This window comes from Sporosarcina sp. P13 (genome assembly GCF_002743055.1).
Lineage (GTDB): Bacteria > Bacillota > Bacilli > Bacillales_A > Planococcaceae > Sporosarcina.
This window is the reverse complement of record NZ_PDYM01000040.1, coordinates 1-16,882: the sequence shown is the minus strand read 5'-3', so window position 1 is coordinate 16,882 and position 16,882 is coordinate 1. Positions and strand designations below refer to the sequence as shown.

The 16,882-nt window shown below is 44.3% G+C and carries 16 protein-coding genes and 1 pseudogene; 16 read left to right on the top strand and 1 reads right to left on the bottom strand.

Annotated features, from left to right (window positions below; genetic code table 11):
- Window positions 1-22 precede the first annotated feature (22 nt).
- The 12 genes and pseudogenes from CSV79_RS14240 (at window position 23) to CSV79_RS14185 (ending at window position 9,344) form a co-directional block, all read left to right on the top strand.
- A complete protein-coding gene (locus CSV79_RS14240; protein ID WP_099689714.1) occupies window positions 23-1,003 on the top strand; it encodes a thymidylate synthase in 981 nt (326 codons plus the stop codon).
- A 13-nt stretch (window positions 1,004-1,016) separates the two neighbouring features.
- Window positions 1,017-1,511: a dihydrofolate reductase gene (locus CSV79_RS14235; protein ID WP_099689713.1), complete on the top strand. Its 495-nt coding sequence runs from the start codon at window positions 1,017-1,019 to the stop codon at window positions 1,509-1,511.
- A gap of 120 nt (window positions 1,512-1,631) precedes the next feature.
- Entirely contained in the window at window positions 1,632-2,468 is an 837-nt protein-coding gene (locus tag CSV79_RS14230; RefSeq protein ID WP_099689712.1) for a DegV family protein, read from the top strand.
- A 30-nt stretch (window positions 2,469-2,498) separates the two neighbouring features.
- Window positions 2,499-3,308 carry an SGNH/GDSL hydrolase family protein gene (locus CSV79_RS14225; RefSeq protein WP_099689711.1) on the top strand — a complete coding sequence of 270 codons (810 nt, stop codon included), beginning with the start codon at window positions 2,499-2,501 and terminating at the stop codon, window positions 3,306-3,308.
- Between the two features lie 8 nt (window positions 3,309-3,316).
- A complete protein-coding gene (locus CSV79_RS14220; protein ID WP_099689710.1) occupies window positions 3,317-3,889 on the top strand; it encodes a YpmS family protein in 573 nt (190 codons plus the stop codon).
- Window positions 3,890-3,900: 11 nt separating this feature from the next.
- On the top strand, window positions 3,901-4,431 hold the full coding sequence (msrA, locus tag CSV79_RS14215; protein ID WP_099689709.1) for a peptide-methionine (S)-S-oxide reductase MsrA: 531 nt from the start codon (window positions 3,901-3,903) through the stop codon (window positions 4,429-4,431).
- Window positions 4,428-4,853, top strand: a complete 426-nt coding sequence (gene msrB / locus CSV79_RS14210; RefSeq protein WP_099689708.1) for a peptide-methionine (R)-S-oxide reductase MsrB — start codon at window positions 4,428-4,430, stop codon at window positions 4,851-4,853. Before msrA ends, msrB begins: the two co-directional genes overlap by 4 nt.
- A 15-nt stretch (window positions 4,854-4,868) precedes the next feature.
- Window positions 4,869-5,093, top strand: coding sequence for a YozE family protein (locus tag CSV79_RS14205; protein WP_099689707.1), 225 nt, complete (start codon window positions 4,869-4,871; stop codon window positions 5,091-5,093).
- A gap of 77 nt (window positions 5,094-5,170) precedes the next feature.
- Entirely contained in the window at window positions 5,171-5,875 is a 705-nt protein-coding gene (gene deoD, locus CSV79_RS14200; RefSeq protein ID WP_099689706.1) for a purine-nucleoside phosphorylase, read from the top strand.
- An 80-nt stretch (window positions 5,876-5,955) separates the two neighbouring features.
- Window positions 5,956-7,446 (top strand): annotated as a pseudogene (locus CSV79_RS14195) (lmo1851 family serine protease).
- A 63-nt stretch (window positions 7,447-7,509) separates the two neighbouring features.
- Window positions 7,510-8,412, top strand: coding sequence for a CobW family GTP-binding protein (locus CSV79_RS14190; RefSeq protein ID WP_099689705.1), 903 nt, complete (start codon window positions 7,510-7,512; stop codon window positions 8,410-8,412).
- Between the two features lie 179 nt (window positions 8,413-8,591).
- A complete protein-coding gene (locus CSV79_RS14185; protein WP_099689704.1) occupies window positions 8,592-9,344 on the top strand; it encodes a CAP domain-containing protein in 753 nt (250 codons plus the stop codon).
- Window positions 9,345-9,556: 212 nt separating this feature from the next.
- Here CSV79_RS14185 and CSV79_RS14180 read toward each other — a convergent pair whose 3' ends face one another.
- The gene (locus CSV79_RS14180) at window positions 9,557-10,924 is read right to left on the bottom strand and encodes an MATE family efflux transporter (RefSeq protein ID WP_233201461.1); all 1,368 of its coding nucleotides are present in this window, start codon (window positions 10,922-10,924) and stop codon (window positions 9,557-9,559) included.
- Between the two features lie 98 nt (window positions 10,925-11,022).
- On the opposite strand from CSV79_RS14180, the gene CSV79_RS14175 reads away from it, so the two are divergent.
- The 4 genes from CSV79_RS14175 to CSV79_RS14160 all read left to right on the top strand — a co-directional run bounded on the left by CSV79_RS14175 (window position 11,023) and on the right by CSV79_RS14160 (window position 16,682).
- On the top strand, window positions 11,023-12,099 hold the full coding sequence (locus CSV79_RS14175) for an undecaprenyldiphospho-muramoylpentapeptide beta-N-acetylglucosaminyltransferase (protein ID WP_099689702.1): 1,077 nt from the start codon (window positions 11,023-11,025) through the stop codon (window positions 12,097-12,099).
- 186 nt (window positions 12,100-12,285) lie between these two features.
- Complete coding sequence (locus CSV79_RS14170) at window positions 12,286-15,096, top strand: 2-oxoglutarate dehydrogenase E1 component (protein WP_099689701.1); 2,811 nt, start codon at window positions 12,286-12,288, stop codon at window positions 15,094-15,096.
- 95 nt (window positions 15,097-15,191) lie between these two features.
- Window positions 15,192-16,412 carry a 2-oxoglutarate dehydrogenase complex dihydrolipoyllysine-residue succinyltransferase gene (gene odhB, locus CSV79_RS14165; RefSeq protein ID WP_099689700.1) on the top strand — a complete coding sequence of 407 codons (1,221 nt, stop codon included), beginning with the start codon at window positions 15,192-15,194 and terminating at the stop codon, window positions 16,410-16,412.
- Between the two features lie 72 nt (window positions 16,413-16,484).
- The gene (locus tag CSV79_RS14160) at window positions 16,485-16,682 is read left to right on the top strand and encodes a DUF6501 family protein (RefSeq protein ID WP_099689699.1); all 198 of its coding nucleotides are present in this window, start codon (window positions 16,485-16,487) and stop codon (window positions 16,680-16,682) included.
- Window positions 16,683-16,882 lie beyond the last annotated feature (200 nt).

The window sequence follows — 16,882 nt, the reverse complement described above, 5'->3', positions numbered from 1 at the left end:
ACTACTTTGGAGGTAAATTGATATGCGAAATGAATTGGAACAGACGTATCTAGATTTTTTGCAACATATTTTAGATACTGGTGTGAAGAAAGAAGATCGAACAGGGACGGGTACGATTAGTGTATTCGGCTATCAAATGCGCTTTGATTTAGCGAAAGGATTTCCGTTGTTTACGACGAAACGTACACCGTTCCGCTTAATTGCAAGTGAGTTATTATGGTTTATTAAAGGCGATACGAATATCCGCTATTTACTGCAGCACAATAACCATATTTGGGATGAGTGGGCATTTAAACGCTGGGTCGAGTCTGACGAGTATACGGGTCCAGATATGACGGACTTTGGTAATCGCTGTTTAGTGGACGCAGAATTTAATGAAGTATATCAGGCAGAATTGGAAATGTTTTGTAAACGCGTTCTAGAAGACGATGCATTTGCGGAGAAGTACGGAGATCTTGGGAACGTTTATGGCAAGCAATGGCGTCACTGGACAGACTCCGAAGGCAATGAAATCGATCAGCTGCAAGATGCGATTGATATGATTAAAAACAATCCTGACTCGCGCCGAATCATTGTCAATGCATGGAATCCGGAAGATGTCGTCAATGCCGGTGCAAAAGGCAGTAAAGCTGCATTGCCACCGTGTCACGCGATGTTCCAGCTGTATGTAGCGAATGGCAAGCTTTCGTGTCAGCTCTACCAGCGCAGTGGCGATTCGTTTTTAGGCGTGAACTTCAATATCCCTTCTTACGCATTACTGACGCATTTGATTGCGGCGGAATGTGGCTTAGAAGTAGGAGAGTTCATCCATACGATTGGCGATGCCCATATATATTTAAATCATATCGATCAAGTAAAAGAGCAATTATCGCGTGAAGTACGTGACTTGCCTACATTACGCATTAATCCAGAAAAACAATCTATTTTCGAAATAGAAATGGAAGATTTGACTATCGAAGGCTATGACCCACACCCGGGCATTAAAGCACCGATTGCAGTCTAAGGAGGAACATATATTGATTTCATTATTAGTAGCACATGATCTAGATCGAGTCATCGGTGTAAATAACGAAATGCCTTGGCATATCCCAGCAGAGCTTGCTTATTTCAAAAAGCTAACGATGGGTAAAGCGATCGTGATGGGACGCAAGACGTTTGACTCGATTGGTCGTCCATTACCCGGCCGCTTGAATATTATCATTACACGTAACGCGGACTACCAAGCAGAAGGGATTACGGTAGTGCATGATCTGGATGCTGCGGTGAAACTTGCGGAGACTTACGCTGAAGAAGTAATGATTATCGGAGGCGCACAGATTTTTGAACTGGCGCTAGAACTGGCGGATCGTTTGTATATTACGGTCATCGACAAACGCTATCCAGGCGATACGTTTTTCCCAGCGTATGACACGGGTTGGGAATTAACGAGTGAGTCGGAGAAACAAGTTGCAGACGATCAGACAACGTATACGTATCAAATTTGGGATAAAAAAGAAGTGCGCCCTTCGTAAACATACAGGGAGTCGCTAAAAACACATGGCTTCGCTGCCGTTGATGACGAATAGTTGCCTGTGCAAGCAAAAACCCAACAAAAAATCGCAAATTGCAGTGCGCGAAGGAGAGCATGATCTATGAAGAAGATTCACATTGTCACGGATTCTACCGCGGCATTAACGGATGAACTCATTGAACAACACAACATACATGTCGTGCCGTTGACGTTACAAATCAACGGCGCGTCCTATACAGACGGCGTCGATTTGTCGCCTGAACATTTCCTCGACCTCATGCGGGAATCTAAAGAGCTACCGAAAAGCTCACAGCCAGCTGTCGGTGTGTTCCAGACACTTTATGATGAACTTGGCGCGAACGGTGATCCTATCATCTCCATACATATGACGGGTGGTATGAGCGGTACAGTGAAATCTGCGGAAGCAGCAGCACAGGCTTCTTCAGCGAACGTCACGGTCATTGATTCGATGTATATTTCGCACGCCTTAACGTTCCAAGTGCTTGAAGCGTGTCGTCTAGTAGAAGAAGGCAAGACGGTAGAAGAGATTGTCAATGAACTAGATAGCGTACGTAAGCGTTCATCGCTTTTTGTCGTAGTTGACGTGCTTGATAACTTAGTAAAAGGTGGACGCATCGGGAAAGGCAAGGCCATGTTCGGGTCACTTATGAATATAAAGCCGATCGCGACTTTACAGGACGGAGTCTATACGCCAGTCGCGAAAGTGCGTAGCCATAAGCAAGTGGTCACATACTTACTAAACGAGTTTAAAAAAGAGACAGCAGGGAAAGTCATTCGTAGTGTCGGAATTGCGCATGCAAACGGCCTTGCGATGGCTGAACCGCTAAAGAAGAAGATTGAGGAAATGGGCATTCCCGTGAAGCTTTCCTTTACGACACCGATTGTCAGTACCCATACAGGGGAAGGCGCCATTGGTTTTATGTATTATACGGAGTGACCAATCTACGATTAAAGGGGAGATAGACAGATGAGAAGAGTGATAGTGCTGTTGTTCGTCTTCTCATTGTTCCTATCAGGGTGCCAAGCCCCATTTAGCCAAAAAGAAACGAAAACGACTTTGTTAGAACGTGAACCCGTTCTCTTCGAACCTTTTTCCATACCAGAAAACTTTATCCCACAGCGCATAAATGTGCTCGGTTTAGGGGATTCATTGACACAGGGAGTCGGGGATGAACGAAAAGAAGGCGGTTATTTCGGACGCTTGACAACAGATATGGAGCAATGGAAAGGCGTTATGGACGTGGAAGCTATCAATTTAGCCAAACGCGGACGCCGAAGCGATCAGTTATTAGAGCAACTAGAAGACCCGAACGTCCAGGAAGCGATTGTACAGGCGGATTATATTGTCTTTACGATTGGCGGCAATGACTTAATGAAAGTTGTGAAGGGGAACTTCATGAAAATGAAACTTTCAGATTTTTATAAGGAACTCGGTAAATTTGAAGGTCGCATGGATGAGCTGTTTGAAATTTTACGGCTTTATAATCCGAGCGCACCGATTATTGTGGCGGGACTGTATAATCCATTCTCTGTACTGACTGATGAAGTGCAAGAATTTGACGAGATTATAGAAGATTGGAACCGTTCGCTAGAAGAACGTGCGCAACGAGACGGGACGGCTTGTTTTGTGCCTGTAGAAGATTTATTTCATTCGAATACAAATTTGGTATATCACACAGACTTCTTTCATCCAAACAGTAAAGGCTATGATCAGATGGAGGAACGCTTTGTAGAAGAGATTAAAAGTTGTCCGGCGGTTACGCTGGAAGTGGAGTGAACGAAAATATGAGGTTTTGGAAAGTTGCATTCTTTAGTTTAGCGGGACTCGTGGCGGCTGCGCTCGTAGCACTAATTTTATTAATTAGCGGCACAACTGCTTCACCTCCTCTACCCGAATCACCAGCTATACAAGAGGAAGGCTATACGTTAGCGCTCAATACAACGAAGAAAAATTTAGAAGGCATTGCCAACACGTATATTCGTAAAGCGGTGAAAGGGACATTACCTATGGAGCTATCTATGGGAGATGACGTGTTATTAACATCGGAACTGACAGTGTTCTCGTATACGCTGCCGCTTGCAATGCATTTTGATCCGATTGTGCAGGAAGATGGAAACTTAATCTTGAAACAATCGTCTATGGAATTAGGGCATTTGACGATTCCGCCTTCTACTGTCTTAAAATTAATGAAAAATTCGGTGGAGTTGCCTTCTTGGATGATTGTACGTCCGAAAGAAGAGGAAATTTTCATCGATTTGCGGGATTTACCGCTCTCGGGTGACGTGCAAGTGAAAGCAAAAGAAGTGAATTTAGCGCAAGATGAGATTATATTGGAAGTGTTGATACCGAAAAACTAAGGAGGACACACATGGCTACACAATATGCAACATTTGCGGGTGGCTGCTTCTGGTGTATGGTCAAGCCGTTCGATCTGTATGAGGGTGTACGCTCAGTAACTAGCGGCTATACAGGAGGACATACAGTCAATCCAACATACGAGGAAGTGTGCACGAATACTACAGGACATCGTGAAGCAGTTAAAATCGAATTTGATGATGAAGTCATTTCGTATAACGAGTTATTGAATATTTTCTGGCAAGTGATTGATCCTACAGATGCAGGTGGACAGTTCCATGATCGTGGCGAGTCGTATAAGACAGCGATCTATACGCATTCTCCGCAGCAACATCAAGAAGCCCAACAATCGAAAAATGCATTACAAGCGAGTGGCAAGTTTACTTCACCGATTGTGACGGATATTTTACCCGCGCATCCTTTTTATGCAGCCGAAGAGTACCACCAACAATATTATCAAAAGAATCCTGGTCATTATGCACGCTATTCGGTCGGATCAGGCCGGGCTGGATTCATCGAAGAGCATTGGGGGGATCGTTCATGAAAGAAGAGTTGAAAAGTCGTTTGACGGAAATGCAGTATCATGTGACGCAAGAAAGCGGAACAGAGCCACCGTTTCGCAATGAGTTTGACGCGCATTATGAAGAAGGTCTCTACGTTGATATCGTGTCAGGTAAACCGTTATTTAGTTCCCGTGATAAGTTTAACGCGGGTTGCGGCTGGCCAAGCTTCTCTAAGCCGGTGGAATCAACGGAAGTAACAGAGCATGTTGATACGAAATTCGGTATGCGCCGTACGGAAGTCCGCAGTAAGACGGCAGATTCCCATTTAGGACATGTTTTCCCGGACGGACCACAAGAGACGGGCGGCTTACGTTATTGCATTAACTCGGCTGCATTGCGTTTTGTGCCGCTCGCGGATTTAGAAAAAGAAGGCTACGGTGAGTATGCCGGGCTATTTGAGTGAAGGAAGGTGACAGCGATGGATCGATCCTTTTACCATTTTGCGCTTCGGTATCGTGGCGGCGGTAGAGATGATGTGAAGGCTTTATTTGCTGAGAAGATGTTCCGCGATGCTAGTTTCCCAAAGAATGAAGAGGATTTTGATTCGTTGTCACGCTATATAGAAGATCAGGCGGACGACGATTTGCGTTCTACAACCTTTGACGAGCTGTACGCAATCTATGCGGATCTATGTAGTATGTAACGGGCGAGGTCTTCATTGCATCTCGCCATTATTCACTGTATGATAAAAACAAATTCATGAAATGAGGCTGACAACTAATGAGCATACATATTGATGCGAAAAAAGGCGAAATTGCCGATACGATTCTTTTACCAGGAGATCCATTACGTGCGAAGTATATTGCGGAGACATTTTTAGAAGATGTCATCCAGTATAATTCCGTACGAAATATGTTCGGCTATACAGGGACATACAAAGGAAAGCGTATTTCTGTACAAGGTACGGGGATGGGGGTTCCATCCATCTCGATTTATACTACAGAATTGATGCAAGAATATGATGTTCAAAAACTCATTCGTGTCGGGACATGTGGCGCAATCCAGAAAGACGTGAAAGTACGTGACGTTATTTTGGCACAGGGCGCGACAACAAACTCTTGTTTGAACGATGTGCATTTCGGACCGATTCGTTTCGCTCCACTTGCGAACTTCGACTTATTGTTAAAAGCGTTCAACGCAGGGAAAGAAAAAGGTTTGAACTTACAAGTAGGTAATGTCTACACGGAAGATTTCTTTTATAATGAAAACGCACAGCACGAAAAGCTTGCAAATCATGGTGTATTGGCAGTTGAAATGGAAGCAGCGGCACTGTACACACTGGCAGCGAAATTCGGTCGTCAAGCATTAGCTGTACTGACAGTCAGTGACCACATCCTTACAGGCGAGATTACAACGCCTGAAGAACGTCAAACGACATTCAATGATATGATTGAAGTCGCGCTTGAAGCAGCTATCGCTGAATAACATCACCAAATAGAGAACCTATGAACGAAGACCGCTCTTGGCAGCGGTCTTTTCATGGAATTAAGAAAGTGGGGAAACCGATGAACGAAAACGAGTCAAACGGTGAGTTGGAGCCGGAAAAGAAACCGACCTCTCGATACATCCGCATCAAACCGTTTTCGTTGATCATGCTTATCTTTGCCCTTGTGCTGGCGACAGCAGCAGTTACATTCTTCGCACTGACGGTCGGTGATGAAAAAGTCGTAGAAGTCGTCAAACCCCAGCAAGTGGGTAATGAACGGAAAGAATTCACAAAACTTTTCGAGGCATATGATCAACTGAAACAAACGTATTTTGATGATGTCGATGATCAAGTCGTCCTAGACGGCGCAATCAACGGAATGGTTGACGCATTAGGCGACCCTTATTCCGATTATCTAAATGTTAAAGAAGCCAAACAGTTGAATGAAAGTATTTCTTCTAGCTTTGAAGGAATCGGTGCAGAGATTCAAGAGTCTAACGGCTATATTAGCATCGTCTCTCCTATCAAAAACTCGCCTGCTGAAAAAGTTGGCTTGCTACCGAATGATACGATTCTCTCTGTAGACGGTAAAAGCATACAAGGGATGTCTTCATCTGAAGCTGTACTATTAATACGCGGAGAAAAGGGATCGACGGTTACGTTGTCTATCCGACGAGGAGATCGTCAAGAACCATTTGATGTGAAAATCAAACGTGACGTGATTCCGATTCATACGGTCTATGCAGAAATGCTAGAGGACAGTATCGCACATATTAACATTACGTCATTCTCAGAACACACGTATGAAGAATTGCTCGAAGCATTAAACGAGATGTCTGACAAAGGAATGCAAGGCGTATTGATTGATGTGCGTCAAAATCCGGGTGGAATCTTAACAGGTGCAATCGATATTTCTAATCTATTTGTTGAAGAAGGTAAGACGTTATTCCAAACACAGGAAAAAGGCAAGTCGCCAGAACTTTACCCAGCGTCTGGCGGTCAGAAAGTAACCGTTCCTGTAGCATTGATCGTAGATGATGGCAGTGCTTCCGCTTCTGAGATTTTAGCAGGTGCATTAAAAGAGTCTGCAGGCATTCCGATTGTCGGCGTGAAGACATTTGGTAAAGGGACGGTACAATCACCGACTCAATTACCGGATGGTTCGAACTTAAAGCTAACGACAGCGAAATGGTTAACACCAGACGGCAACTAGATCCACAAAAAAGGCATCGAACCAGATGTCAACGTACCGTATCCGTCGTACGCGTCACTCCCTTTCCTTGATTCATCTGAAGAAATGGACGAAGGACTCGTGTCACCTAGCGTACAAGCTGCTGAAGAGATGTTAAAGGCAGTGGGTTATGACCCAGGAGAAGTAGACGGCCTGTATGATGACAGTACCGTAGCAGCGGTTAAAACGTTGCAGAAAGACTTACAGATCGATCAGACCGGTGTACTTACGGGGGATACGACAGTAGGCTTAATGCGAAAATTACGCGATAAGTTGAAAAACGACGATCCACAGCTATTGAAAGCGAAAGAGATTGTTGAGAAAGAAATTAACTCATAAGACTAACGGCACGCGTCCTAGCACAAGCTTGGGCGCGTGTCTTTTATAGAAGGGATGATTACAATGATCGATGTATATTTACTTAGTGGCTTTTTAGGGAGCGGTAAAACGTCTGGACTTGTGCAATTAATTGAGCAAGTGAAGAAATCCGGGAGACTCCCCGCTGTTTTAATGAATGAATTTGGTGAAATGAATGTAGATAGTAAAATTGTAGAGGATGCGGGGGAAGTCCCGTTAAAGGAATTACTGAATGGCTGTATTTGCTGCACGGGTGCGGAATCTACAGAAGCTCAGCTACAAGGCTTGCTGGCGGATTATCCCGATGTGGATGTGCTATTTATTGAAACAACGGGTGCCGCTCATCCAGTGGAAGCGTTAGATGCAGTCTACTCGCCTTTATTCGCTTCGCAGTTAGATGTGAAGGGAATTATCACCGTTGTCGATGCCAAGCGCTGGATTGACCGTGAGAAGCTCTCACCACGGATGCTTGCCTTATTCCTAGAGCAAATCCGCCACGCACATTTCATGGTGCTCAATAAAACGGATTTACTATCAGATAATGAGTTAGCGTCTGTAACGATGCAAGTGTCGCAGTTCAATAGTTATGCGCCACTCGTCCAGACAGTGCAGGCGAAAGTGGACTTTAGCTATATAGAGAAGATGATTAACGCGACTTCTGCACCGTCACATGCGGTACGTACGGGTAGTGGGTTACCTATTGCGTCTAAGGTGCTGACGTTTGATCAGCCGATCAACCAAGAGCTTTTTGAAGAATGGGTGCGTTCTCTCCCTGATACGATTTACCGGATGAAAGGCTATATTCAATTAGAAGGATCTCGTTACGCTCATTTATTCCAATATGCGTATGGGATGGTTCAATGGATTCCAGAATATATTCAAATTCCGTCTACGCTCGTCATCATTGGAGAGCAGCTGCAAGCAATTGACTATGTGCCTGAAAACTAGTTGTCAATAGCTTTCTATTGGCAATAGTCTTCATGGAAGGGGAATATTGCTAATTCAGGCGAAGCTGGGACTCTCTTTTCATAGGATTCTAGAGTGGATTGGAAGGACTGGTAAATTTCGTTAAGATTTCTCCTAAACTCGGACGGTATGATTGGTTGCGTAGAGAAGGAGGGAACAAGATGAAAAAACCGTTATCACTCATCTTATTAAGCTCAGCACTATTTTTGCCTAACCATTCCGTGGAGGCAAGCACAACCAATCACACTCAACCGCAACAACAGACGTATACGTGGAATGTACAAAAACATGACGTTTACACGTACTATTTTGGCCGGTACTATGGATATCACTATGGACAGCAGAAGCCCGTACGTCCGACGCAACCAGCACCACAACCGACAACACCAACACCAACACCAACACCAACACCAACACCAACACCAACACCAACACCGGCTCCAGCACCAGCACCAACGCCCGAGCAACCTAGTAAGCCGGTAGAGAAACCTAGTACACCAGAAAAGCCGACTACTGAAAATCAACAGACTTCAAATGTCTCAGCTATTGAACAAGCGGTACTAGATTTAACGAATGCAGAGCGAACAAAAGCAGGGCTCAAGCCACTACAAATTGACGCAGCATTACAAAGATCAGCGAAACAAAAATCAGCAGACATGGCGAAGAATCGTTATTTCTCTCACACGAGCCCAACATACGGTTCACCATTTGATCAAATGAAGAGCAATGGGGTTACGTACCGTCAAGCGGCAGAGAATATCGCGATGGGTCAGCGTAACGCACAAGAGGTCGTGACTGCATGGATGAACTCTGCAGGACATAGACAGAATATCTTAACACCTGGCTTTACACATATCGGTATTGGGTATGATGCAAACGGCCACTACTGGACACAACAATTTATTCAGAAGTAAATCAAAAAACGGTTGATGGGTTATATTCCATCAACCGTTTTTTTATGCTTGTGTACAACGTAAGTGGGAAGGATACCGTTTCGCTGCGTTTCGGGCGGACCCCACGGAACGCGTCCGCCTGGAACGCAGAGTAACGGTATGCCTACTCTTTCTCTAGTAACTTTGTTAATCAGCAAAAACGATCGATGGAGTACATACCATCGATCGTTTTATTAAGCGTGTGGCGGGACTTGTTTGTTTTGAATGAAACGTAGACGTAGTGATAGTATAACCGCACCGATGGTTAACCCGACGATTAAGCCGATCCAGTAACCGTACGCAGCTAACTCAGTAAAGCGGGCGAGTGCGAAGCCGACCGGAAGACCGATAATCCAGAAGGAGACTAGACCGACGAAGAATGTCATTGTGACGTCCTTATAGCCACGCAATGCGCCTTGAATCGGTGCTTGTACGGCGTCTGATAACTGGAAGAGTGCCGCATAGATAAAGAAGTGCATGGCGAGTGCAATAATGGCGGTGTCTGGCGTATACATAGAAGCAATGGCTTCACGAAATACGAGCAAGATGAATATGGATAAGAAACTGAACGCAACCGCAAAGCCAATGCCTAGCCTCGTGTACTCTTTCGCATCTTTTGGACGGCCTGCGCCAATCGATTGCCCAACTAAGATTGTCGTTCCCATCGAGACGCTTAACGGTACCATATAGAGTAACGACGTAAAGTTCAAAGCGATTTGGTGTGCAGAAATGACTTGTGCGCTATAGCTACTCATCAGCAGCGTGACGACAGAGAAAATACTCGTCTCTACGAAAATCGAAAGACCAATCGGAATCCCGACCAGGAGAATCTCTTTCCATCTACTAAACGACACACGCTGCCAGTCGCTAAACAACGCAAATTCTTTAAAGTGCCTAGAGAGCCAAGCAATACACACCGAAATGAAAAATACGAGCCAATACGTAAAGCCGGACGCATACCCTGCACCGGCACCTCCCAATTCAGGAAAGCCGAAGTTTCCGAAGATTAACAGATAGTTTAAGGCAATATTAATAGGCGCAGACAATAAAATAATAAACATCGAAACACGCGTTGCCCCGAGCGCATCGAAAAAGGATCGTAACACCGTATAGGCCATTAACGGTACTAAGCCGATACTCATACCGGTTAAATAGCTCGAAGCGACGATCACGACTTGATCATCTAACGGCATTTTCGTAATCGCTGGTAGCACGACCCACTTAATGAGGATAAAAATGATTGCCGAAAGTGCGAGAGATACGTATAATGCTTGCTGAACAGTAGGTCGGACGTTGGTTTTATTTCTTGCGCCGATTTGCTGTGCGATAATAGGGGTGAGCCCCATCAGAATTCCGGAGAGCCCTGTATAGACAGGAATCCAAAACGAACTACCTATGGTGACACCCGCTAGATGGTAGGTGTCGTAACGTCCAGTCATGAGGATATCGAAAAACGACATCAAGTAGAGGGCGACTTGCGTAATTAAGATAGGAATCATAATTTTAATGAATATCGAGCTTTTTCGCTGTAATGTGTTCGTTGCAGTTGTCATGGTTTTCATTTCCTCTTTCATTATAGCTTTTGTTTTCTGTAGCTATTGTAACATGAAAAGGTTAGCGAGAATCATCTTACATAAGCCCTTAAGGAAGGATGGATAGTATGAAACAACCGGTAATCGTCTTAACAGGTGGCGGGACGGCAGGACACGTATCTGTCAATCAAGCGTTAATCCCTGTTTTTTTGGAAAGAGGCTATCGTGTACATTATATTGGATCGAAAGAAGGCATTGAACGGGAGTTAATAGGAGACGGGCATCCGGAAGTCGTTTATCACGCAATACAAAGCGGGAAGTTGCGTCGTTATTTCTCCATGAAGAACTTTAGTGACCCGTTCCGCGTAGGTGCAGGGACGCTTCAAGCTCTTTCGATTTTACGAAAGCTCAAACCGGAAATCGTCTTTTCTAAAGGGGGATTCGTTTCGGTTCCTGTCGTGATGGCGGCTAAACTTGCGAATGTGCCAGTGGTCGTACATGAGTCGGATGTCACACCTGGACTCGCAAATAAACTAGCATTGCCGTTTTCGTCCCAGATTTTCACGGTGTTCGAACAGACATTAGACTATGTTCCTTCGGCTAAGTCTACGTGTACAGGTCCGATTATTCGTCCTGAACTGTTTACAGGGAGTAAAGAACGCGGTTTACAACTGACTGGTTTAACGAACGACAAGCCGATTTTTATCATCATGGGTGGTAGTCAAGGTTCAGCTGTATTAAACGATGCGGTACGTGGGACATTGTCTGATATACTTGAAGACTATCAAATTATTCATTTATGCGGCAAAGGGAATGCGGAAAAGCAGTTAGATGGGGTGGACGGTTATGTACAGTTTGAATATGTCACGACTGAATTACCTGATTTGCTGGCGGCTTCCGATTACGCCATATCACGTGCAGGTTCTAATGCGATCTTTGAATTGCTTGCGATCCATAAGCCGATGTTACTCGTTCCGCTCGCTGCTTCAAAGAGTCGTGGCGATCAACTTTTGAATGCTTCCTATTTCGCTTCTAAAGGGTTAGCCTTGCAAGTGGAAGAAGAACAGTTAAGCGATTTATCAATGAAAGAACATTTTCATCATCTGGTGAAGGAAAAAAGTCGACTGCTGTCGAATATTGAAAAGACGACAGAACCGAAAACGCCTGAGAAAATGGCAGAAATGATTTTGTCGTTCCAGAAATAAAAAGCAAACATAGAGCGTGGTAGTCAAGGAGTTTTTCCGATATTCGAGCTTTTTTTCATTTACTTTGCAGAAAAGTTCACAACTTCGAATTAATCCCTTTCAGTTCTAGGTTTTGCATGCTATTATTGTATAGAAGTACAGAAAATAAACACAACAAGCCAATTGGCAATGTGGAGGTCATATTACATGTCGAACAATGTGGATTCCCATCGTTCCCCGTATGCTAATTTTTCGGGTCCAAACCTTGGGTATGTAATGGAAATGTACGATCTGTTTAAAACAGATTCAGATGCGGTAGATCCTGATTTAGCTGAGCTATTCAGGAATTTTGGTGCGCCTCAGATCGATGAGTCGGGACAAGAAGCAGATATCGCGCACGGTTCTCAAACCGATTTACGCAAAGTGCTTGCTGTCTATTCTTTATTGGAAGCGATTCGCTCGTACGGGCATCTAGCAGCAGACATTTATCCATTAAACGATCGACCAAAGGATACATCACGTCTGGAACTGTCCTATCATGGGCTGACAGAAAGCGATCTGGTCGGATTGCCAGCAACTTTGTTCTTGAAAAACGTTCCGGCAACAGTGGAAAATGGTTTAGACGCAATGAACTACTTAAAATCTTTATACACAGGTTCAATCGCTTATGAATTTTCTCACTTGATTGACGAAACTGAACGTAACTGGATTCAATCTAAAATTGAAAATGGCGACGTACAGCCAAGCTTACAAGAAGAAGATAAAAAACAACTTCTTGAGCGTTTAACAAAAATTGAAGGTTTTGAGAAATTTATTCACCGTACATTCGTTGGTGCAAAGCGCTTCTCTATCGAAGGTGTGGACACACTCGTCGTCTTGATTGATGAATTGGTTCGCCGCTCTGAAGAAGCGAAAGTGCAAAAAATGCTTATCGGCATGGCACATCGCGGACGTTTGAACGTGTTGACACATAACTTAAACAAACCATATGAAATGATGTTTGCTGAATTCGCGGGTGTACCTGCTACACCGTTCTTACCTAAAGACGGTTCACTAGAAGTGACACGCGGTTGGTTCGGCGACGTGAAATACCATATGGGTGCTCTTTACAAGGGAGAAACTGGTCTAAATCGCTTCCTAGCGTATAACCCATCTCACTTGGAAGTAGTAAATCCTGTGATTACAGGGCAGACAAGAGCTGCTCAAGAAAACACGGATCACCCAGGTATTCCACAACAAGATACAAATGCTGCGTTTGCAGTGCTTGTACACGGTGATGCGGCGTTCCCTGGACAAGGTATCGTTCCGGAATCATTCAACTATAGCCGTGTTCGCGGTTTCCAAACAGGTGGATCGATTCACGTAATCGCTAATAATACGATTGGCTTTACAACGGAATACTATGATTCTCGCTCTACACACTATGCATCAGATCCTGCAAAAGGCTTTGAAGTGCCTGTATTCCACGTGAATGCAGATCACCCAGAAGAAGTTCTAGCAGTTGCACAATTGGCGTTTGAATACCGTCAGCAATTCGGTAAAGACGTATTGATCGACTTGATCGGTTACCGTCGTTACGGACATAACGAAATGGACGAGCCACTCGTGACGAATCCAGTGATGTATCACGTAATCCATAAGCACAAAACGGTCCGTCAACTCTATGCACAGCGTTTAGTTGAGCAACAGTTAATGACAGATGAAGATGTGACGCAACTGGACAAGTCGGTATTTGCAGAAATGCAAGCAGCGTATGATCGCGTGAAGGAAGAATCGGTCGATGCACCGGAATTGTCTAACGCAACACCAGAAGGCGTATTGGCTGGATTGCCACGCGACCTTGAAACAGGTGTATCAGAAGACCGTCTACGTAAAATGAATGAAGAATTGTTAACATACCCTTCTGACTTCACGGTCTTCAATAAATTGGGAAAAATCTTAAATAGACGTCAAGATCCATTCAATGGAAAAGGCAAAATCGATTGGGCTCACGCAGAGCAACTAGCATTCGGTTCAATTTTACAAGATGGTAAGCCAATCCGTATGTCTGGACAAGATATCCAACGCGGTACATTCGCACATCGTCACTTAGTGTTACATGATGAAAAAACCGGTGAAGAATTTGTACCGTTGCATCATATCGGTGGCTCTAAAGCTTCATTCGTAGCGTATAACAGCCCATTATCTGAAGCGGGAATTGTTGGCTATGAATTCGGTTATAACTTAGAAGAAGACAAGACGATGTCCATCTGGGAAGCACAGTATGGAGACTTCTCAAACATGGCGCAAGTTATGTTTGACCAGTTCGTATCATCAAGTTTCTCTAAGTGGGGTCAGCAATCAGGTTTAGTCTTACTCTTGCCACACGCATTTGAAGGACAAGGACCGGAACACTCTAGCTGTCGTATCGAGCGTTACTTGCAACTATGTGGAGAGAACAACTGGACAGTTGCGAACATTTCTAGTGCAGCTAACTACTTCCACGTATTGCGTCGTCAATCCAAGATTCTTGGAAGCGAAGCAGAGCGTCCGTTAGTCATCGCAACACCTAAATCTTTATTGCGTCACCCATTGGTTGGAGCAGACGTAGAAGATTTAACAGAAGGACACTTCAAAACTGTTCTGGAGCAACCTGGAACGGGTCTGAAGCCTGAAAAAGTGAAGAAAATCTTGTTCGCAAGCGGGAAGATGGCAATCGACCTAGCAGAACAGATTAAAGACGGTAAAGGATTCGACTACTTGCACGTCATTCGTGTAGAGCAGCTTTATCCATTCCCAACAGATAAGATCAAAGAGATTCTTGCGCGCTTCCCGAAAGTAAAAGATTTAGTATGGGTTCAAGAAGAGCCAAAGAACATGGGTACATGGTCATTCGCTTATCCGTACCTTGAGCAAGTAGCAGAAGGTAAGGACATTTCATACGTAGGTCGTATTAAACGTTCAAGCCCATCTGAAGGTGACGGAGCTTCCCATAAAAAAGAGCAAAATCGAATCATTGAAGAAGCATTGAAAAAGTGATATAACAAGTAAGGACGCTTTACAATACTACAAACTACTTAAACAAATAGTAGCTAATCCGTGATAAGCGGTATACCTACGAGGAGGAATTTATTGTGGCAGAGATCAGAGTACCTGAACTAGCAGAATCGATTACAGAAGGCACAATTGCAAAATGGTTGAAACAACCCGGTGAAAACGTGGATAAAGGTGAATTCATCGTTGAATTGGAAACAGATAAAGTGAACGTCGAAGTCATTTCAGAAGAAGCAGGTGTTCTATCTGAGTTATTGGCAGCGGAAGGCGACACAGTTGAAGTTGGCCAAGTGATCGCGATTGTAGGCGAAGGTTCAGGTGCACCGGCACAACAAGCTCCACAAGCCGCACCGGCACAAGAAGCGGCTCCAGCAGCAGCTCCAGCAGCGGCGGCAGTTGAAGAAACAACTTCAGCTGATCGTACGATTGCAAGTCCAGCAGCACGCAAGTTAGCACGCGAAAAAGGTATTAATCTTGCTGACGTATCACCTGTTGATCCAATGGGTCGTGTACGCGCTCAAGACGTATCTGCTCATACAAACGCACCAAAAGCACAACCAGCGGCTCCAGCAGCAGCAGCACCAGCTCCAGCGAAAGAAGACGGACGTATCACGCGCGAGAAAATGACTCGCCGTCGTCAAACAATCGCTAAGCGTTTGCTTGAAGTTAAACAATCTACAGCAATGCTTACAACGTTCAACGAAATTGATATGACAAACGTTATGGCACTTCGTTCACGCAAAAAAGACCAGTTCTTTGAGCAAAACGATGTACGTCTAGGTTTCATGTCATTCTTCACGAAAGCAGTCGTTGCAGCATTGAAGAAATATCCATACGTTAACGCTGAAATTGATGGCGATGAAATCTTGTTGAAAAACTACTTTGATATCGGAATCGCAGTTTCTACTGACGGTGGACTAGTTGTCCCTAACGTAGTAGATGCAGACCGTAAAAACTTCGCTGAAATCGAAGCTTCAATTGGTGAGCTTGCTAAAAAAGCACGCGACAACAAGTTGACAATTGCTGATATGACAGGCGGTTCATTCACAATTACAAACGGTGGGGTATTCGGTTCACTATTGTCTACTCCAATCCTAAACGGTACACAAGTAGGTATTCTAGGTATGCATACTATCCAAAAACGTCCGGTAGCTGTTGGCGACAACATCGAAATTCGTCCGATGATGTATGTAGCACTTTCTTACGATCACCGTGTAATTGATGGAAAAGATTCTGTAGGATTCTTGAAGATGGTTAAAGAGTTGATTGAAAACCCTGAAGACCTTCTACTAGGTTCTTAATTTATACAAAAGAAGCGACCCGCAGTTACGCGGGTCGCTTTGTTCTATCAAGTGAAAGGAGAGAGTGTGTTTATGTCTTATTTAAATTGGTTAGATGCACCGACATTGAAGACGGTGACTTGTGCGCATGCAGATGCGAAGAAGTATGTGGTGAATCAGATGCTGACACCAGGGAAGTCGTATGATGTGAAGAATGAAACGGAAGAGTTCATTTTCGTCGTGGACAATTCCGGTAAAGTCGGCGGGTATTACAAGACTTATTTTGAGTGATAAGTGGTTGGATAGTCAGTTACTTAGTTAAGAGCGGGAAGTGGAGGTATACCGTTATCGCTTCGTTCCAGGCGGACGCGTTTGAACTGCACCCCAAAACTTGGACACATTTAAAATGAAAAGGATGTGGTTTAAGTGGGGAAAATAGATGTGGAAGAAAAGATTCAAGCTATTAAACGATATGTTGAAGGTAAAGAAAG

Excerpts from the sequence above, each read along its gene's own strand:
- CSV79_RS14170 (WP_099689701.1), top strand. The coding sequence starts at position 12,286 with ATGTCGAACAATGTGGATTCCCATCGTTCCCCGTATGCTAATTTTTCG.
- CSV79_RS14240 (WP_099689714.1), top strand. The coding sequence starts at position 23 with ATGCGAAATGAATTGGAACAGACGTATCTAGATTTTTTGCAACATATT.
- CSV79_RS14175 (WP_099689702.1), top strand. The coding sequence starts at position 11,023 with ATGAAACAACCGGTAATCGTCTTAACAGGTGGCGGGACGGCAGGACAC.
- CSV79_RS14230 (WP_099689712.1), top strand. The coding sequence starts at position 1,632 with ATGAAGAAGATTCACATTGTCACGGATTCTACCGCGGCATTAACGGAT.
- CSV79_RS14225 (WP_099689711.1), top strand. The coding sequence starts at position 2,499 with ATGAGAAGAGTGATAGTGCTGTTGTTCGTCTTCTCATTGTTCCTATCA.
- CSV79_RS14190 (WP_099689705.1), top strand. The coding sequence starts at position 7,510 with ATGATCGATGTATATTTACTTAGTGGCTTTTTAGGGAGCGGTAAAACG.
- CSV79_RS14185 (WP_099689704.1), top strand. The coding sequence starts at position 8,592 with ATGAAAAAACCGTTATCACTCATCTTATTAAGCTCAGCACTATTTTTG.
- CSV79_RS14220 (WP_099689710.1), top strand. The coding sequence starts at position 3,317 with ATGAGGTTTTGGAAAGTTGCATTCTTTAGTTTAGCGGGACTCGTGGCG.
- msrB (WP_099689708.1), top strand. The coding sequence starts at position 4,428 with ATGAAAGAAGAGTTGAAAAGTCGTTTGACGGAAATGCAGTATCATGTG.
- deoD (WP_099689706.1), top strand. The coding sequence starts at position 5,171 with ATGAGCATACATATTGATGCGAAAAAAGGCGAAATTGCCGATACGATT.
- CSV79_RS14180 (WP_233201461.1), bottom strand. The coding sequence starts at position 10,924 with ATGAAAACCATGACAACTGCAACGAACACATTACAGCGAAAAAGCTCG.
- msrA (WP_099689709.1), top strand. The coding sequence starts at position 3,901 with ATGGCTACACAATATGCAACATTTGCGGGTGGCTGCTTCTGGTGTATG.
- CSV79_RS14160 (WP_099689699.1), top strand. The coding sequence starts at position 16,485 with ATGTCTTATTTAAATTGGTTAGATGCACCGACATTGAAGACGGTGACT.
- CSV79_RS14205 (WP_099689707.1), top strand. The coding sequence starts at position 4,869 with ATGGATCGATCCTTTTACCATTTTGCGCTTCGGTATCGTGGCGGCGGT.